This window comes from Streptomyces sp. NBC_01233 (genome assembly GCF_035989305.1).
Lineage (GTDB): Bacteria > Actinomycetota > Actinomycetes > Streptomycetales > Streptomycetaceae > Streptomyces.
Map to the genome: position 1 here is coordinate 521900 of NZ_CP108514.1, position 16425 is coordinate 538324.

14 protein-coding genes and 4 pseudogenes are annotated in these 16425 nt (G+C 70.0%); 8 read left to right on the forward strand and 10 right to left on the reverse strand.

From position 1 onward, the window contains the following. Positions 1 to 5: 5 nt before the first annotated feature. Complete coding sequence (locus OG332_RS02590) at positions 6 to 623, reverse strand: hypothetical protein (RefSeq protein ID WP_327411883.1); 618 nt, start codon at positions 621 to 623, stop codon at positions 6 to 8. A 92-nt stretch (positions 624 to 715) separates the two neighbouring features. Continuing rightward, positions 716 to 1384 (reverse strand): beta-galactosidase, encoded by a 669-nt coding sequence (locus OG332_RS47750; RefSeq protein WP_442816095.1) that lies wholly within the window; start codon positions 1382 to 1384, stop codon positions 716 to 718. Between the two features lie 173 nt (positions 1385 to 1557). Between OG332_RS47750 and OG332_RS02605 the strand changes: the two genes are divergently transcribed. Then, complete coding sequence (locus tag OG332_RS02605) at positions 1558 to 2646, forward strand: substrate-binding domain-containing protein (RefSeq protein ID WP_327411884.1); 1089 nt, start codon at positions 1558 to 1560, stop codon at positions 2644 to 2646. Between the two features lie 359 nt (positions 2647 to 3005). Here OG332_RS02605 and OG332_RS02610 read toward each other — a convergent pair whose 3' ends face one another. Together OG332_RS02610 and OG332_RS02615 are read right to left on the reverse strand one after the other, a co-directional pair. Continuing rightward, the gene (locus OG332_RS02610; RefSeq protein ID WP_327411885.1) at positions 3006 to 3965 is read right to left on the reverse strand and encodes a MerR family transcriptional regulator; all 960 of its coding nucleotides are present in this window, start codon (positions 3963 to 3965) and stop codon (positions 3006 to 3008) included. A 343-nt stretch (positions 3966 to 4308) separates the two neighbouring features. Continuing rightward, positions 4309 to 4635, reverse strand: a complete 327-nt coding sequence (locus OG332_RS02615; RefSeq protein ID WP_327411886.1) for a hypothetical protein — start codon at positions 4633 to 4635, stop codon at positions 4309 to 4311. Between the two features lie 65 nt (positions 4636 to 4700). Between OG332_RS02615 and OG332_RS02620 the strand changes: the two genes are divergently transcribed. Both OG332_RS02620 and OG332_RS02625 read left to right on the forward strand, forming a co-directional pair. Beyond that, positions 4701 to 5762 (forward strand): IS630 family transposase, encoded by a 1062-nt coding sequence (locus OG332_RS02620; RefSeq protein ID WP_327411887.1) that lies wholly within the window; start codon positions 4701 to 4703, stop codon positions 5760 to 5762. 113 nt (positions 5763 to 5875) lie between these two features. Further along, positions 5876 to 6873: pseudogene (locus OG332_RS02625) on the forward strand (IS5 family transposase). Between the two features lie 395 nt (positions 6874 to 7268). On the opposite strand, the gene OG332_RS02630 reads toward OG332_RS02625, so the two are convergent. Next, positions 7269 to 7829: a TetR/AcrR family transcriptional regulator gene (locus OG332_RS02630; protein WP_327411888.1), complete on the reverse strand. Its 561-nt coding sequence runs from the start codon at positions 7827 to 7829 to the stop codon at positions 7269 to 7271. A gap of 94 nt (positions 7830 to 7923) precedes the next feature. Here OG332_RS02630 and OG332_RS02635 point away from each other — a divergent pair, with 94 nt between their 5' ends. Beyond that, positions 7924 to 8526: a DUF2867 domain-containing protein gene (locus OG332_RS02635; RefSeq protein ID WP_327411889.1), complete on the forward strand. Its 603-nt coding sequence runs from the start codon at positions 7924 to 7926 to the stop codon at positions 8524 to 8526. Between the two features lie 159 nt (positions 8527 to 8685). Here OG332_RS02635 and OG332_RS02640 read toward each other — a convergent pair whose 3' ends face one another. Further along, positions 8686 to 9009, reverse strand: coding sequence for a hypothetical protein (locus OG332_RS02640; protein WP_327411890.1), 324 nt, complete (start codon positions 9007 to 9009; stop codon positions 8686 to 8688). Positions 9010 to 9110: 101 nt separating this feature from the next. Then, positions 9111 to 11462 carry a macro domain-containing protein gene (locus OG332_RS02645; protein WP_327411891.1) on the reverse strand — a complete coding sequence of 784 codons (2352 nt, stop codon included), beginning with the start codon at positions 11460 to 11462 and terminating at the stop codon, positions 9111 to 9113. A 356-nt stretch (positions 11463 to 11818) separates the two neighbouring features. Between OG332_RS02645 and OG332_RS02650 the strand changes: the two are divergent. Beyond that, positions 11819 to 13158, forward strand: a pseudogene (locus OG332_RS02650) (MFS transporter). Between the two features lie 83 nt (positions 13159 to 13241). On the opposite strand, the pseudogene OG332_RS02655 reads toward OG332_RS02650, so the two are convergent. Then, positions 13242 to 13394, reverse strand: a pseudogene (locus OG332_RS02655) (mechanosensitive ion channel family protein); the annotation flags it as partial. A gap of 103 nt (positions 13395 to 13497) precedes the next feature. On the opposite strand from OG332_RS02655, the gene OG332_RS02660 reads away from it, so the two are divergent. Next, positions 13498 to 13788 (forward strand): hypothetical protein, encoded by a 291-nt coding sequence (locus OG332_RS02660; protein WP_327411892.1) that lies wholly within the window; start codon positions 13498 to 13500, stop codon positions 13786 to 13788. A gap of 46 nt (positions 13789 to 13834) precedes the next feature. On the opposite strand, the gene OG332_RS02665 is transcribed toward OG332_RS02660, so the two are convergent. After that, entirely contained in the window at positions 13835 to 14260 is a 426-nt protein-coding gene (locus OG332_RS02665) for a hypothetical protein (RefSeq protein WP_327411893.1), read from the reverse strand. Positions 14261 to 14456: 196 nt separating this feature from the next. Between OG332_RS02665 and OG332_RS02670 the strand changes: the two genes are divergently transcribed. Both OG332_RS02670 and OG332_RS02675 read left to right on the forward strand, forming a co-directional pair. Further along, complete coding sequence (locus OG332_RS02670) at positions 14457 to 14843, forward strand: nuclear transport factor 2 family protein (protein ID WP_327411894.1); 387 nt, start codon at positions 14457 to 14459, stop codon at positions 14841 to 14843. Positions 14844 to 14946: 103 nt separating this feature from the next. Further along, positions 14947 to 15057, forward strand: a pseudogene (locus OG332_RS02675) (IS5/IS1182 family transposase); the annotation flags it as partial. Between the two features lie 478 nt (positions 15058 to 15535). Here OG332_RS02675 and OG332_RS02680 read toward each other — a convergent pair. Continuing rightward, a complete protein-coding gene (locus OG332_RS02680) occupies positions 15536 to 16405 on the reverse strand; it encodes an alpha/beta fold hydrolase (protein WP_327411895.1) in 870 nt (289 codons plus the stop codon). Positions 16406 to 16425 lie beyond the last annotated feature (20 nt).

Consider the following 16425-nt stretch of genomic DNA (forward strand, 5'->3'; position numbering starts at 1 on the left):
AGTGGTCAGTCTAGGCCGCCCGGTTCGGCGGCGGTACGGCGTCGGCGCCGTGCGACGTGAGCACCGTGTGTCGCGAGCCCGGCCACCGCGGCCCCGGCCAGGGCCCAGGCCTCGGGCCGGCCGGCGCTGCCGCCTTCCTCGTCCCCGTCCCCCTCCCCGGCCACGACGGTGATCGTGCCGCCTCCGGCGACGTACGGGCGGCTCCCCGCGGTGTCCCCGGAGTCGCGCGGGTTCACGTAGTCGAAGGTGACGGAGAGCGGATACTCTCCGGGCCGCGCGTCGGCCTTGATCCGCGCCCAGCCCAGGTAGGACCGGCCGTTGTAGCCGATCTGGTTGTCCTCCGCCTCCTCCGTCAGGACCGGGCTGCTCACCTTGACGACGCGCAGCTGCCGCCCCTCGGGAACGCGGGCCTGATGCTGCGGATCGTCCTTGGCCAGTACCGGTACGAGTTCCCCCGCACGGCCGTCCTGCTCCGCGGAGGCCCATCCGCTCGCCCAGGACGGCGCGGCGGCTGACCCGACCGCCAGGGCCGCGGCGCATACGACGAAGGCGACCGCGGGCGCGGTGCGACCGATCCCGCGGGTCCGATTGATCCGGCTGATCCAGCAGATCCGGCTGTTCATGTCCCCGACTCCCCGTGTCTCGCCCGACCGTTACGTCAGGGAGGAGGGGCATCGGGCGGCGCAGGTTGCCTCGGGACCGGTGGGGGACAGGGCTACCGGAGCGTGACGACCGTCGTGCGGCCGAGGTCGGGCCGGTCGCGCAGCGGCAGCTCGGTGCCGGGGCGCTCCAGTTCCAGAACGACGATCTCGTTCTCGCCGTCGCACCACAGGGGTCCGGGAGCGTAGAGGGTGCGCTGCGGGCCGCGCGGGGTGTCGTAGTGACCGAGGAGGAAGCCGTTCAGCCAGACCAGGCCGGTCCCCCAGCCGGACAGGTCGAGGAAGGCGTCGGCCGGCCCGTGCCCGTCGGCGAGCGCGTGGGTGAAGCGGTGGAAGCCGGGACGTCCGGCCGGCCGGGCCGCGGCACGGTTCCCGGACCAGTCGAGCCGGTCGAGGCCGGTCGGGCCGGTGAGCGGCAGCGGCCGGATCTCCCACTCGAACAGCTGCTGGTGGCCGGGGCGGACGACGGCGTCGAGGCCGAGGTCCTGGGCGAGGCGCAGGAACCGGCCGAGGTCGCGCCAGCCGGTGAAGTCGGCCTTGCCGGGGGCGGTCTCGTGGAAGTTCCAGGGGACGTAAGTGTCCACGGTGTTCGCCCCCAGGGCGCGCAGGCGCGTGAGCCGGTCCTCCCAGAGCTCCGGATGGACCCGGAAGTAGTGCAGGGCGCCCGAGACGATGCGGTGGGGGCGGCCCGCGCGCCGGAATCCGTCCTGGTCGTACGTGAGCATGCGCTGACTCCCGAGAGAGGCCGAGATGCCGAGAAGTACGGAACGCCGCCGAATATATGAACGCACCGTCCGAGCCGTCAATGACCAATTGATCGGATGCGATCGAATCGATCGATTCGATTCCCTATGATGTCGCTGACATCAGCCACTCCGGCGGACCGCAGGGGGACACCTTGAGAAGACACGTGAACCAGCGTCAGGCACAGGTGCTCGAGCTCGTCCGGGCACGCGGCACCGTGCGCGTGGCGGACCTGGCCCGGGAGCTCGGCATCTCGCCCGTCACCCTGCGCCGGGACGTCGAGGTGATGGCGGCGCGGGGCGAGATCCGGCGGATGCACGGGGGGATCAGCCGAGTGGACCCGGGCCGGGCTCCGGCTCCTTCGGCCGCTGCCGTCGCGGGCGGAGGTGCTGCCGAGGGCCTGGTGGTCGGGATGGTGGTCCCGACCACCGAGTACTACTACGCCGATGTCGTCCGCGGGGCCCGCGAAGCGGTCGAGGCAAGGGGTGCGCGGCTGACCGTCGGACTGACCCGGTACCTGCCGGGCGAGGACCGGACGCAGGCGGACCGGCTGCTGTCCACGGGGGCGCACGGGCTGCTGCTGACACCGAACTGGGAGGCCGGTTCGCCGGGACCCGGCGAGGGCGCCTGGACTGCCGAACTCCCGGTTCCGACGGTACTGGTGGAACGCTGGGCACCGCCGGGGCATCCGGCGGCCTCACTGGACCGGGTGGCCTCCGACCACGCGCACGGTGCGGCCCGCGCGGTGCAGCACCTGGTGGAGCTGGGGCACCGGCGGATCGCCCTCGCCAGCCGGACGACCCCGACCACGGCACGGATGCGGGCCGGATACGAGGCCGCCGTGTCCGCACTCGGACTGGAACCGGCCCCGCCGTGGCCGCCGGCCGGCCCGGGCCCGCTCTCGGACGCGGACATGTTCGCCCGGACGCTGGACTACCTCTGCGAGGCGGTGACGGCGGGCGGGGTGACCGCCGCCCTCGTCCACAGCGACACCGACGCGATCATGCTGATCCCGCGGCTCCAGGCGCGCGGAGTGCGGGTACCGGAGGACCTGGCGGTGATCACGTACGACGACGAGGTGGCCGGCATGGCCGACGTCCCCCTCTCGGCCGTGGCACCCGCCAAGCACGAGGTGGGCGTGCGAGCGGCCGCCCTCCTCCTGGACCGTCTGTCGGCCGCCACCCCGGAGACCGCCCCCCGCCAGCACCTGGACCTCCTCCCCCGCCTCACGATCCGCTCGTGACCCGTTTCAGCGAGCCATCCATGGGACACGGCAGGTGTGGGGGCCCGTTCCCTCTGGACACATAGCCTTGATCACCGTCTTGCGGATCGCCCGCCACGTCCGCAGGGAACACACCAAGTGGACGCGCAGCTCGATCGGTTGCCGTGCGCCGCTGCTCTGACCTGGATGTTCCACGGCCCACTGTTCCGCCAGGAAGTCGTAGACGTCAGCGGTCGACAGCCCGCTCCCGGGAAAAGTGTGTGCGGCGGTCTCACTGATGATCCGCGCGCTCCGGGAGCCGACGGCGTCCTCAACCAGCTTCCCGACCCATGCCAGCCCCTGCCCGTCCGCGTACAGACCGAACTTCAGGACGCGCGCCCTCATCGCGTCAGACCCTTGTGACGGACGTCATCGCTCGTGGCGAAGGCGGTGGTGAACCAGGAGTGGACGGGAGCGAGCGTGGGTGAGGCGGGCCATCCGTTGATCGTTGCCAGGAGCTGCCAGTAGCGTGCGGCGTCCGGGTCGGCGGTCGTCTGCAGGCGGGCGAGGAGCCAGCGGCGCAGATCGCTCGCGTCGGCATCCTCGAATGCGCGGGCGTAGAGGCTGCCCAGTGAGTCGGCGAGGGACGCTCCTTGGGCGGAGACCGGCAGGAGGCCGGCGGACACGGCTTCGTCGATGCGTTCCCGGATCGCTTGGTCGAGGGCGTCGTGCAGCGTGCCGATGTCCTGCCGGGACGGCTCTTCCGCCTGCTCCTCCGCGGTCCGGCGCAGCGTGACATGGAAGTCGGCGTCCTGGCAGAGTCCGGCGAGTTCCACCCAGGCCTCGACCTGTTCGGGCGCGGGATCGTCGGGGAGCTCGGGTCCCGCGGATCGCATCAGGGTCACGAACTCGGGGTTGGTGTGAAGGCCTTTGAAGGCGTCGTCGATGAAGCCGGACACCAGTCGGCGTCGTTCGGCCTGGGAGAGCGTGGCGAGTCGGTGCATGAGGTCCATCTCCATGGTGGTGGGGCCGCGTCCGGCGACCGCGCGGAGTACTGCCCGGCGCAGGCGGAGCGTCTCGATCTGCACGTCCAGGGCGTCGGCGTGCGCTTGCGTGACTTCCGCCATGGATGCCTCCCGGTCCAGCACCTTGCGCACGGTCGCCAGATCGAGCCCGAGATCGCGCAGCGTGCGGGCCAGGTCCAGGCGTGCGAGTGCGTCGGGGCCGTAGAGCCGGTAGCCGGCCGGGCTCCGGTCGGTCGGCGGGGCGATGCCCTTGTCGGAATAGAACCGGACGGTCTTCACCGTCAGGCCGGTCCGGCGGGATAGTTCTCCGATGGAATAGAGCACGTCGCTGTCCATGCCCCCAGCTTGATGTCTCCCCCCCACGGGAGACTCAACCGGGCCCGGGAACACGGGCCGCATCCCCGGACGTCCACGGCAACGACTCGGCGTCCTCCTCGACACCCGGGCGAGCCACGTGTCCTCCAGCGCATCCGTCGCTCCGGCAGCACCGCACTCCGTCAACGCCACGGCCACCGGCGCCACCGGCGGCGAGGGAACGATCGGTCCCGACGACCCCGGCACCAGGAGCTACGACTCCGGCCCCTACACGATGGGGCGGAGCGGTCAGGGACCTTCATCAAGGTGGACAAACACTACTAGTGCTGCTCCGCGGAAGTTCGTGGAGGGGTGTTGGGGTCGGTCAGGCGGGGGTGTCGAGGTAAAGGCCGCCGGCGCAGTCGAGGCAGTCTTCGGGACTGCCGATGGGCAACCCTGTGGGCAGGTAGTTGTCCTGGTATCCGCCGCGGCTGGCGAGGTAGAGGGCGAAGCCCCAGGTGTGCAGGACGCCGGTGAAGCGCAGGCGGCACAGGGGTAGTTCCTCCCCGTCCTTCAGCTCGGCTGCTACGCAGGCGAATCCGGCGCGGAAGCGGACGTGGACCCGGGCCAGCTGCGGCCAGCGGGCCTGGGCGTGGGTGTTCAGGCGCTGGCGCAGGTGGTGCTGCATCGATTCCGGGGGGTTCTTCGGCACGGGCCCATCCTGCCGGGTGTGGCACCGGTCCGCCATGATCGTCTGCCGTGCAGTGTGAAGGACGGGTGGGGACGGCGGTTGCGGTGGTGCTCGGGCCGGAGGTTCGTGAGCGGCTGGCACGAACGGTCTGCTCGCCGAAGTCGCAGGTGCGGGCAGCGCTGCGGGCCAAGATCGTGCTCGCGGCGGCGGACGGGCGAGCCAACGGCGCGATAGCGCGGGAGCTGGAGGTCAGCGTGAACACGGTACGCAAGTGGCGGGGCCGGTTCGCCGCCAGCGGGCTGGACGGGCTGCGGGACGCCGGGCGGTCCGGACGGCCGAAGATCTACGGGCCCCACGTGCGGGTGGCGATCGTGGCCACGGCGACCAGTGCTCCGCCGCACCCGGAGGCGACCTGGTCGCACCGGACCATCGCCGCACAGATTGCGGGCACCTGCTTCGCGCCGGTCTCCGCGTCGCAGGTCGGGCGGATCCTGGCGGACCTGGACCTGAAGCCGCACAAGGTCCGCGGCTGGCTCACCCGCCGCGACACCCCCGACTTCTGGGAACGCGCGGCGGACGTGTGCGCCCTCTACCTCGACCCGCCCGAGGGCGTGGTGGTGCTCTCGATCGACGAGAAGACCGCGATCGCCGCCCGCTCGCGCCGGTATCCCGGGCGCCCCGCCGCTCCTGGCGAGTTCGCCCGCCAGGAGTTCGAGTACCGGCGCCACGGCACCGCTTCCCTGGTCGCCGCCTTGGAGGTGACCAGTGGCGAAGTGCTCACCGAGGTGATCGCCCGCAATGACGCGGCGACCTTCACCGCGTTCCTGGACCAGCTGGACCGGGCCATTGCCCCCGACAAGGAGATCCACGTAGTGCTCGACAACGGCTCCTCCCACACCGCCAAGCACACCAAGGCATGGCTGGCCGCGCATCCGCGCTGGCACGTTCACTGGACCCCACCGCACGCCTCCTGGCTCAACCAGGCCGAGCTGTTCTTCTCCGCCCTGACCCGCCGGGTCCTGCGGAACGGCGACTTCGCCAGCCGCGACGACCTGATCAACAAGCTGGAGACCTACGTGATCAAGCACAACGACACGGCCAAGCCTTACCGCTGGACCTACGAGGGCACCCCACTCAAGGCGGCCTGATCAACACCCCTCCACGAACTTCCGCGGAGCAGCACTAGGGCCTGTTCTGAGTTGAGATCACGGGATCGGTCATTCTCGCTTCAGGAGGGTGCTGGCCGGGGTAGACCGGTCGCATGACTCGTGATGATCTGACCGATGCCGAGTGGGAGTTGATCGAGCCGCACCTGCCGCTGGGGGCGTTCGGACCGATCCCTGACCTGCGCCGCTACTTCAGCGCGGTGATGTGGAGGTTCCGGACCGGCAGTCCCTGGCGGGATGTGCCGGAGAGCTACGGCTCCTGGTCGACGATCTACGACCGGTTCCGGATGTGGGCGCGTGACGAGGTCTTCCAGACCCTCATGGACGCGATGATCGCCGAGGCGGAGGCTCGCGACGATGTCGATCTCAGCCTGGTGAGCGTGGACTCGACCGTTGCTCGGGCGCATCACCACGCGGCGGGCATGGCGGTCGCCCCGGAGCTCCTTGAGGATCTGGAGAAGGCCGTGGCGGAGGAAAAGGGGCTGCAACAAAGGGACAAAACGACCCCGTAGGCGAGGGATCCGCGGACAGGGAGGACCCCGAGCGGGAACAGCGCCGAGCCGTGCGCCGGCGCCGCAGGGCCCGACTGCGGGCCGCCGAACTGGGCCGCTCCCGGGGCGGGCTCACCAGCAAGATCCACCTTGCCGTCGAGCGGCGCTGCCGCCCGCTGTCCATCATCCTTACCCCCGGGCAGGCCGCGGACAGCCCGCACTTCATCCCTGTCCTCAAGAAGATCAAGGTGCGCGGCCGGATCGGCCGCCCCAGGACCCGGCCGGACGCAGTGGCCGGCGACAAGGCGTACTCCTCCCGAGCCAACCGCGCCCACCTGCGCAGACGCAACATCAAGGCGGTGATCCCGGAAAAGGCCGACCAGGCTGCCAATCGCAAGAAGAAGGGACGCTCCGGCGGCCGCCCGGTCAGCCACGACGGCACGCTCTACAAAGATCGCAACACCGTCGAGCGCGCCATCAACAAGTTCAAGGAATGGCGGGGGCTGGCCACCCGCTACGACAAGACACCTGAGAGCTATGCCGCCGGGCTCCACCTGCGCGGATCCATCCTCTGGTTACGCAGCCTGCCAGCCCTCCCGTGATCTCAACTCAGAACAGGCCCTAGGACTGCTTCCGCCTGTTGATCGCTCGTCAGGCGGGCGACCCTGGAGCCGGACTTCTCCAGGACAGGTGTGGACTGCGTGCAGTCGGCCCGCCTGCGTGGATTGCGGCGCGCGGCCTGGCCGGCATTTTCGGGTGCGGCGGACACAGCCGCCGTCCAGAATGGGCCGGGTGATCGAGGAGCTCGCCGGGTCCTCCGCCCCACGAGCCGGGACTGTGACCTCCGCGTCTCTGCTCATCCAGCCAGTTACTGCTTCTTCCCCGCCCCGCACGCCCATCACCGCCGGTGTCCCGCGACCTTGGCGGGCGCGGCGACTTGCCGGCGACCGGGGACCGCGGCCTCGGCAACGACGCGGCGCAGGCCTGAGCCCGGCGGCTACTCAAGCAGCCGTCGACCGATCAGCTCCATCACTTCCGCGCGGCTGCGCTTGCCGTTGTCGGCGGCGTTGAAGTGGTTGCCGATGCGCACCGAGACGGCGAGCAGGCAGCGGACCTCGACCTCGTCCTCATCGGGGCAGAAGGAGGAGAACAGGGAACGCAGGTAGTCCATACGGCGGTTGTCGACGCGGCGCAGGCGCTCGGCGACGGCCGCGTCGCGGCGGGCCCAGTCGCGGATCGCGATGTCGGCGGTGGTGCCCCGCACCGGCCCGTCGGTGCTGGCGGCGACGATGTCGAACAGCCGCTGCAGTCTGGCCCTGGCCTCTCCCCCGCCGCTTTCCACCTGCTCGATGACGCTTTCGGCGACCTCGTACTCCCAGGTGTCGAGCATCTCGGTGAGCAGCGCGTCCCGGTTGCGGAAGTAACCGTAGAAACCGCCCTTGCTGACGCCGAGCGCCTGGGCCAGCGCCTCGATCCGCACGGCTTCGGGGCCGCCGGCGACGAGTGCCCGCAGGCCTTCCTCGATCCACTTTCCGCGGGGTGTGCGGGTCGCGCCCATCTTGTGTGCCTCCTCACGCCCTGCCGAGTATACGGGGGCGTACAGATATGCCTACACTCGATCTATACGCCACCGTATAGACAGGGGTCCGGCCATGCGACTTCCCCGAACCGACCACACCGACCGCCCGTGGCGGATCCACGAGATCGCCGACGACTTCACGGTCGAGGACGTATGGGCGCTGCCCACCCCCGGCGGACCCGACGACCTCGCGCTGTTGGTGCGCCAGTTCGCCGAGGACATCAAGGGCGGGGTGAACGGAGGCGGTTTCGTCTCCCGAGTGCTCTTCGCCGTCCGCTGGAAGCTCGGAGCGCTGCTCGGCTGGGACAAGCCGGATTCCGACACCGGTGTCCGGCGGCCCTGCCTGCGTGACCGGTTGCCGGCGGACCTTCGCGACGGTCCCCGGGGCCCCGACCTCGGCTCGTCCCCGTTCACCTCGCTCTACCAGCGGGAGGACGAATGGGCCGCGGAGATGGCCAACAAGACCGTGCAGGCGGTGATGCACATCGGCTGGGTACCGGACGGGGCCGGCGGCTATCACGGCCAGATGGCCGTCCTGGTGAAGCCGAACGGACTGCTCGGCTCGCTCTACATGGCGGCCATCAAGCCCTTCCGGTACCTCGGGGTGTACCCGGCGCTGATCCGCTCCATCGGCCGCGAGTGGGAAGCGAGCGCCGCCCAGCGGAGCGCGAGCTGACCTGAGGCCGCAGACCGCAGACCGCGTCACGGGCGGGCCTGCGGTCGCCTGCCCCCGGCGACCGGGCACCGGTCACCGGTCACCTTTTTGCGGCGGCCCATAAGGCTGATCTGCGCCGCACCGGGCCGCTTGGCGGCCGGTGCGGCGCACCCCCTTCGGTCAGCGGCTCACAGCCTGGTCCACCAGATACCACAGGACCATCAGGGCCGCCCAGCCCAGGACTCCCAGCGAGCCGAGGGTGATCCCCGTGACGGACGCGATCCGCCCGGACGGTGCGGCCACACCGCGGCGCAGCGCGTGGACGCCTGACGTGACGGCGGCGATGCCGAGGGGCAGGGCGAGGAGGACGAGGTACGGCAGGGCCGGCAGGGTGCCGAGCACCAGGAACGCGCCGGCACCCAGGACGAGGGATGCCATGCCGGTCCGGTGTCCGCCTGGCGCATGGTCGAGTTGGTCGCTGACGGTCAGCTGGTCGGTGCTCATGGCCTCCACGGTAGGGCTGGCGCCGTGGCCGCGGTATGGGCGCAGCTACTCACTTGTCCCTGAGCAGTCGGCCGTGTCGCGACCGGCCCCGAGGCGGTGGGTCAGGACACCACGGGGGCGGCGTCGACTTCGGTCAGCTTGACCGTGTACAGCCCGCTGCGCTCGCTCTTCACGTCCGTCACCTTGAGCTGCGTGCCCGGCGTGAGGATGTACTCCTCCTCCCCCGTGAAGGCGGAGAAGCTCCTGATCCCGACCGCTTGGGCGGGCGTCACCTCGAAGAGCGTCCGCTTGCCGCGGCTGCCCAGGAAGGAGCGGGCCACGTGCAGCTCGGAGGTGCACGAGGAGACGCCCCACCAGGTGACCGTCCGGCCCACCGGGTATTGCGCCCGCAGGTCCAGCGACACACCGCGCCACAGCGGCTTCGTGTGTGCGGGCAGCCCTGAGACCGCCGAGAACAGCAGCCTCAGGTACGGCAGGTAGGGCGTGACCCTGGTGCGGTCCGGGGAGCGGAGGACGGCGTTGATCTCGCGGTAGAAGGCGGACTCGCAGGTGTAGAGGTAGAGCGCGGCGATCGCGTCGGCGGACAGGCTGGTGGACATGTCGTCCGCCCGCCGCTTGCCGAAGTCGCGTGACCGGTCGATGTGTCCGGTGATCCCGGACAGCGTCGCGGCGACCGGTGCGACGGCGTCCTGGAAATCCATCAGCGGGGTGTCGAACACGCCGGTGATCGCGGGGAGGACCAGGCCCTCGTCCTTGACGCTGGTGAGCCGCTCCAGGTACAGCTGGTGCAGGTTCATGGTCGACTCGATGAAGGCGCCCATGCGTGCCGCGACGCCCCCGTCCGCACCGGCCGCGCCCTCGTTCCACCCCTTGCTCGGCAGCCAGTCGATCGCGTCGGCACCCAGTGACGCGAGAGCCTCGTTCACCATGGCGAAGTGGTCGCCCTCGCAGAAGATGTCGCCCTGCGCCGCCGGGTTCGCGTGGTCGATGTGCCGGACCTCGACGTCCGGGTACTTCTCCTGGAGTCGCAGGACGACCCGCTTCAGGCTGCGGGCGTGCGCCCCCCACCAGGCGAACACGATCCCGCGGTCCTCTTCGTCGGCGTCCTGCTTGGCCTTGAGGATCTCCTCGACGATCCGTTCGGCGACGGGTCGCCAGAACGCCGTGTGCTGGTCGGCACCCATCGCTCCGTCGCCGCTGGCGGTGAGAGAGGCGTTGAGCAGCAGCACACCCTGCGTGAGCATCGCCTGGAACCACTCCGGCGGCTGGACGGTGTCCCGCTCCTTCAACAACGCGCGAACGTCGGCGATGGGCGTCTTCTTGGCGATGCCGTACTTCCACATCGCCGCTGCCTTGATGATGCAGCGGATGCTGACGACCCTGCCGAACTGGCTGTCCTTCCAGTCGCTGAAGGTGTTGTCGAACATGGCTATGCCGGTCGCGCTCTCCGGCCTCGGGTAGGGGTTCTGGCCGAAGGCGACGACCTTCCACTTGTGTGGCGGGTTGGGCTTGAGCGCCTGGAAGGTCAGTTCACGAACCGGGACGACCTCAGGGCTGCGGCCCTTCCCGATGAACCGGGAGGCGTCCGGCAGCCCCTCGATGACCGGCTTCAGGAGTGGAAGCCAGGGCTCACCGCCGCCGTTGAAGAGTTCGGTGAGAGCCAGGGGGTCGTTCGCGTCGGGCTGGGCCGGCGCCGCGCCGTTGATCGCGTCGGTCATGGGGGAAGTGCTCTCGATCGTCGTGGTCGGGGAGTGGACGTGGTCGGCCGGGTGGCCGGCGGAGACGGGATCGGCGGCCTTCGGCGGCACTATGCGTACGCGCTCCTCGGCGGGGGCGTTCTCGATTCCGTTCAGCTGCGTGATGATCGTGGCGCGCAACTCGTCGTCGTCCTCGAACCAGTGGTCGTGGAAGAGCGTGTAGCCGGTCCACATGAGGTTGGCGCACACCCTTGCCGGGACCCGGCCGGTCTGCGCACCCATCCCGACCAGCGCCACGGAGCGGATGCTGCCCGGCACCTGCCGGTTCTGCCGGTGAACGGCCTGGAACGCGGCGGCGCATGCCAGTGCCACGTTCAGTGTGGCACTCACGTTCTGCGAGGACTGCACCATCGTCGGCGTCGATATCAGGTACCGGGGGGTGGTTGCCCCCGACGGGACACAGACCGCGCTGCCCACCGGGAGGGCTCCGGCGAACCGGTCGCGGATCGCGCGCTGTACACGTAGCTGGATGCCGGATCCGAGGTGACGCTTGATGGCGGCGTCGACCCCGCCGTCCATCCGGCCCCGGGAGTTCGTCGGGGTGACCCAGGCGTCGACGTCCTCTTCAAGGATCGAGCCCCTGCGGATCTCGATGGCGGGGGTGTCCGCGAACGCCGCCCGCCACGCCTCCACCACGCGCTCGTTCACGTCCGTCAGCACCACCCTCAGCGTGGGCTGAACACTGCTCTCGGTCATCGTCCTCCTGTCGGGAAACGGCCCTTGCAACATCCCGAACATAACCGCCGCCACTGACAACGGGGTCCCGGCGAGGGGCTGATGACCAGCCGTCACAGCTGGGGAAACGCCCCCGCCGACCGGCCTGCGGCCACCGCCGGAGGTACGGGCGGTGCCAGGTGAGCCGCGGCGGGTGTGTCCGAAGCTGTGCGCAAGCCGGGACCTCTCCGCCGTCGGGCAGATCGCGGGAGCGGCGCCGGCAACGAGCCGCGACGCGCCGGATCACGCGGGCAGCCGTCCGTGACCGCGGCCGCATGTCCGACCGGTCCGCGGGAACCCGGCAGGGCGGGGGCGTCGAGAAGGAGGAAGAGGGAACCATGGCATCCGACGCGTCGCCGGTGCCCGTGCCGGCCGCCACGGGCACCGTCACCACGGCCGTGCCGGCCCGCCTCGACCGCCTGCCGTGGTCCCGGTGGCACCGGATGATCGTGATCGGCCTCGGCACCGTCTGGATCCTCGACGGACTCGAGGTCACCATCGTCGGCAACGTCGCCGGCCGGCTCGCAGAGGAAGGCAGCGGCCTCGACATCACCGCCGCCCAGGTCACCGGCGTCGCCGCCGCCCTCTACGTGGCAGGTGCCTGCTGCGGGGCGCTGTTCTTCGGATGGCTGACGGACCGCTACGGCCGCAAAAGGCTCTTCATGGTCACCTTGGCCGTCTACCTCGGCGCGACCGCGATGACCGCACTTTCGTTCGAGTCCTGGTGGTTCTTCCTCTTCCTCTTCCGCTTCCTCACCGGCTTCGGCATCGGCGGCGAGTACGCGGCCATCAACTCGGCGATCGACGAGCTGATCCCGTCCCTCTACCGGGGCCGGGTCGACCTCATCATCAACGGCAGCTACTGGCTGGGCGCGATCGGTGGCGCCCTGCTGTCCGTCGTGATGCTGGACACCGACATCTTCCCCAAGAACCTCGGCTGGCGGCTCAGTTTCGCCCTCGGTGTCGTCCTCGGCCTGGTCATCCTGCTGGTACGCCGGCACGTTCCGGAGAGCCCGCGCTGGCAGTTCATCACGGCAAGGCGCAGGACGCGGAGGAACTGGTGTCGTCGGTGGAGCACCGGATCGAGCAGGAGAAGGGCGAACGCCTCCCTCCGCCGGCCGGTGAGATCACCATCCACCAGCGCGAGAGCATCGGCTTCGGCCTGATCGCCAGGACGGTCTTCGGCCGCTACCCGCGCCGCGCGTTCCTCGGCCTGTCGCTCTTCATCGGCCAGGCGTTCCTCTACAACGCCGTCACCTTCGGCTTCGACACCATCCTCACGACGTTCTTCGACGTGCCGACGGGCAACACCGGCTACTACTTCGCCGTCATCGCCGCGGGCAACTTCCTCGGCCCCCTGCTGCTCGGCAAGCTGTTCGACACGCTCGGACGCCGGACCATGATCTCCTCCACCTACCTGCTCTCGGGCGTGCTCCTGTTCGGCACGGCGTGGCTGTTCGACCGGGGTTCCCTCACGGCGACGAGCATGACGGCCTGCTGGTGCGTGGTGCCGGGTGTGGTCGGCGACACGGCACTCGCCTTCCGGATCGGCGCCGCGCCGATGTGCGCCGCCGGACTCGTGGCGGTTCTCCTGGCGGTCAAGGCCGAGCGCCGCTCACTGGAGGACATCGCCGAGCCTCTGTCGGTGGCGGAGCCGGCCCCGGCCGGTTCGGAGTGACCACGTCCTTCGTCGCCCAGGATGGCCTCCCGAGTGCGACTGGGCGCTTCAGTCGGCAGCGATCGCCGGCTGAAGCGCCCAGGTCGGGTCGGGGCGGGGATCGAGACGCCCTCCGCGCGGAACCTCCTGTACAGGCCCTTGATGAACGCGAGCTTGATCCGGTATTGGTCGCTGAACTCGCCGACGCCCAGGAACACAGTGAAGATGATTCGGGAGTCCGCGGACGGGTGAGCTCGGCCGAGCCAGACCCCTGCAGCCGGACGGTTCTCCAGCCCTGAGGGGCGCGGAAGGGCCGGCGCGTTCACACTGGCAGGGCGACGAGTACAGTAAGGAGGCCGGATGACCTGGGCATCATGGACCACTCGCGGCATCTTCGCAGGTCGGGACGGAGTAGAGACCGGCGAGAAGGGCCACGTCCTCACCGGCGAGCTCGATATTCACACCACGTGGACCGAGGTCGACGGTCTGGCGCACGTCACGGTGCAGTACAGCGGGGCGTCCGACTGGCTCCCCCTCGCCGGAAGCCCCGTCCCGTGCGCCAGCGAGGACGCGAGCCGCGCCCTCCACGACGCGGTCATCCACTCCATACGCCTCGGAGCGGTCCTCCCTCTGAGCACCGGCCTTCCCTGACCCGGGCCGCGTGAGCCCCCACCAATGAGGTGAGGAAGCCTCCCACCTAGTCCTCGAATGGAACAAACCTGGCAAGCGAAGTCCAGTCCAGGGGCCGCACGATCGTGGCCAGGCAGGCAAAGGGGTCCTGTGCGGCCGTTTGGAACCACATCACCGAGAGCACCGTGTGCCCAGGCTCTGCCATGTCCTCGGGATTCCACCATGACGTCAGTCGAGCATGAACCACTTCTCGCGGCAGCCACTCCTCGACCCGCCTCTCCGCATCGGCTCGGAGCTTGTCGAGATCGTGCACATACAAGTGCGGCGTCGCTGCCCTCGCCTTCTCGATGCCCATCAGACGAAAACGACGGTGCAGGTGCGGCGTCCCTTCGAGCATGCCTTCAAGGTCGTCACTTACCGTGAGCTCGCGAAGCTCAGCGCGCACCGGTCCCACCTGATAGCCACGCAACTCGTCAGGGCTCGTCTGGATCATGGCCAGAGGGTAGACGCGTCCGACGAACGGACCAAACGACTTCCGATTCACGCCCTGAAGGGTGCGCCAGAAGGCTCGGTGCGGGCAGGTCGCAGAGGTGTCGGACCTGCTTGTTCCACCGGGTCAGGGCGATCGGCCTGGACGGCGTGGTAGAGGCCGTTGCGGTTGTCTTGGTCACCTGGACGAAGATTCATGCATGAGCAGAGAGACTGACGAGGTAAGCGAAGCGATCGCGGGTGAGTTGCGCCTGATGGACCCCAGCGTGCGCATGTCACAGTCGCTGGCCCGGCAACTCCTTGACCCGCACTTCGTGGAAGTCGGCGCCTCGGGCCGGCGGTGGACGTACGAGGAAATGCTTGCCGAGCTGCCCGAGATGGATGGTGCCGCGGAAGACGGCCCGCGCTATGAACCCTCGGAAATGATCGGCGTCATGGTGGCGCCCGGGCTGGCGCACATCACCTACGAGACCAGGATCGGCGCAGATCGGGCACGGCGGAGTTCGCTCTGGCGTAAGCAGGGCGCGACGGCGGAGTGGCAGATGTACTACCACCAGGCCACACCCGTTCCGCCTGAGGACGTGTGACCGCGGGGCGGAGGCCGCCGGGCTTCGGGGTCTCACGGCAGACGGTACCCAGGCGATTCTCGCACTGGTCCAAGGCCCGGGTATGGGCCGAGCTGCACCGCACGAGCGCACGGTGGACTGGCTGAACGGCTGCCGACGGCTCCACCGTCGCTACGAGCGAAATGCAGAGCACTTGCCAGCCTGCGTCGGCATCGCCAGCACCCTCATCTGCTACGCCGCGTCGCCAACTGAGACGACCTCGTGGCCGTTGCGCGCAGCCGGTACCGCGCGGGACGTTTCACCGCCGGCGTCAACGCATCCTTCGGGGCCGGTGAACAGCGCGTGGTTGGCGCTGCCGTTGTGGGCGGAGCGGAAGGCGGGCGCGCGTCGGCGCAGAAGACGGGCCGGAGAGTATCCGCCGCGCCGGGCTGCCCGACGCGTACATCCGCAGTACGGATCACACGCGGCCTGATCGACCAGCACCCGGGGAAGACCTCCTCTCACTCCCCCTCGTCGGCATCGTCATCTGGATCCGGCGCTGATCCAAGAGACAGAACCTTGCCGGCGCCCCCCGGGGCGGCGGACCCCGCCGCCCCGGACCGGCCCTGTTCCCGGCGTACGAGGCCGGTGGGATCGCCGGCGTGAGCGAACGGCGGCCGGGGCGGCACACGAGTGGCTGCCCTCACCGCCACCGCCCCCTCACCCGATTCCGGTCACGCCTGGACGGGCGGGGCCGGGAGCGTGGCGAGTTCGCCCAGGGCGCGGGCCGCCGGCTCCGGGTCGACCAGCCACTTCAGGTGGCTGCCCTCCAGCGTGCGGACGTCGTACGGGTTGTCCGGCGTCAGCTCGTTGCCCTCCCGGATCAGTCGGTCCTGTATGGCGAGGGGCAGGCTCGCGTCGTCGGCCAGGCGGATGTAGGTCTTCGGGATGCGGCCCCAGGTCGCGGCCTGCGCCCGGTCGGCAGAGCCGCCGGCGTCCAGGTTCTCGTCGGGCTGGAAGGTGTTCAGGAAGGTGAGGAACTGCTCGTCGGTGCCGTCGGCGAAGAAGGCCGCCTTGAACGCCGCGAGCGAGTCCGGGTTCCCGGTGCGGAAGTTGACGCGGAGCAGGCCGAGTTCGGCGGGGTTCCCGGCCAGCGCCGAAGCGAAGGCAGCGGGGTCGACCCCGGCCATCTCCGGCTCGGCGTAGTAGTCACCGACGTCGAGACGGACGGGGCACCAGGCCGAGACGTAGACGATGCGGTCGATCAGGTCCGGGCGCGCGTTGGCCGCGGCCGTGGCGGTGATGCCGCCGCGGCTGTGGGAGACGAGGATCACGGGGCCGTTCCGCTTGGCCCGTTCCAGGATCCCGATCAGGTGCGCGGCGTTGTCGGCGAGCGTGACGCCCTTGATCGCGCCGGGCGCGGTGGCGAGCCCTTCGGGGTCCTGGGGCGTCTGGTAGGCGCGGGTGAAGGTCGCCTGGAATCCGTGGCCGGGCAGGTCGACGGCGACCGAACGGTGCCCGAGGAGGCCGAGCTCGGCCTGAAGGGGCGCGAAGGAGAAGGAGTTCGCGAAGGCTCCGTGAACCAGGACGAACGTCGGTTGCATCTGTGTACTCACTTTCCGGC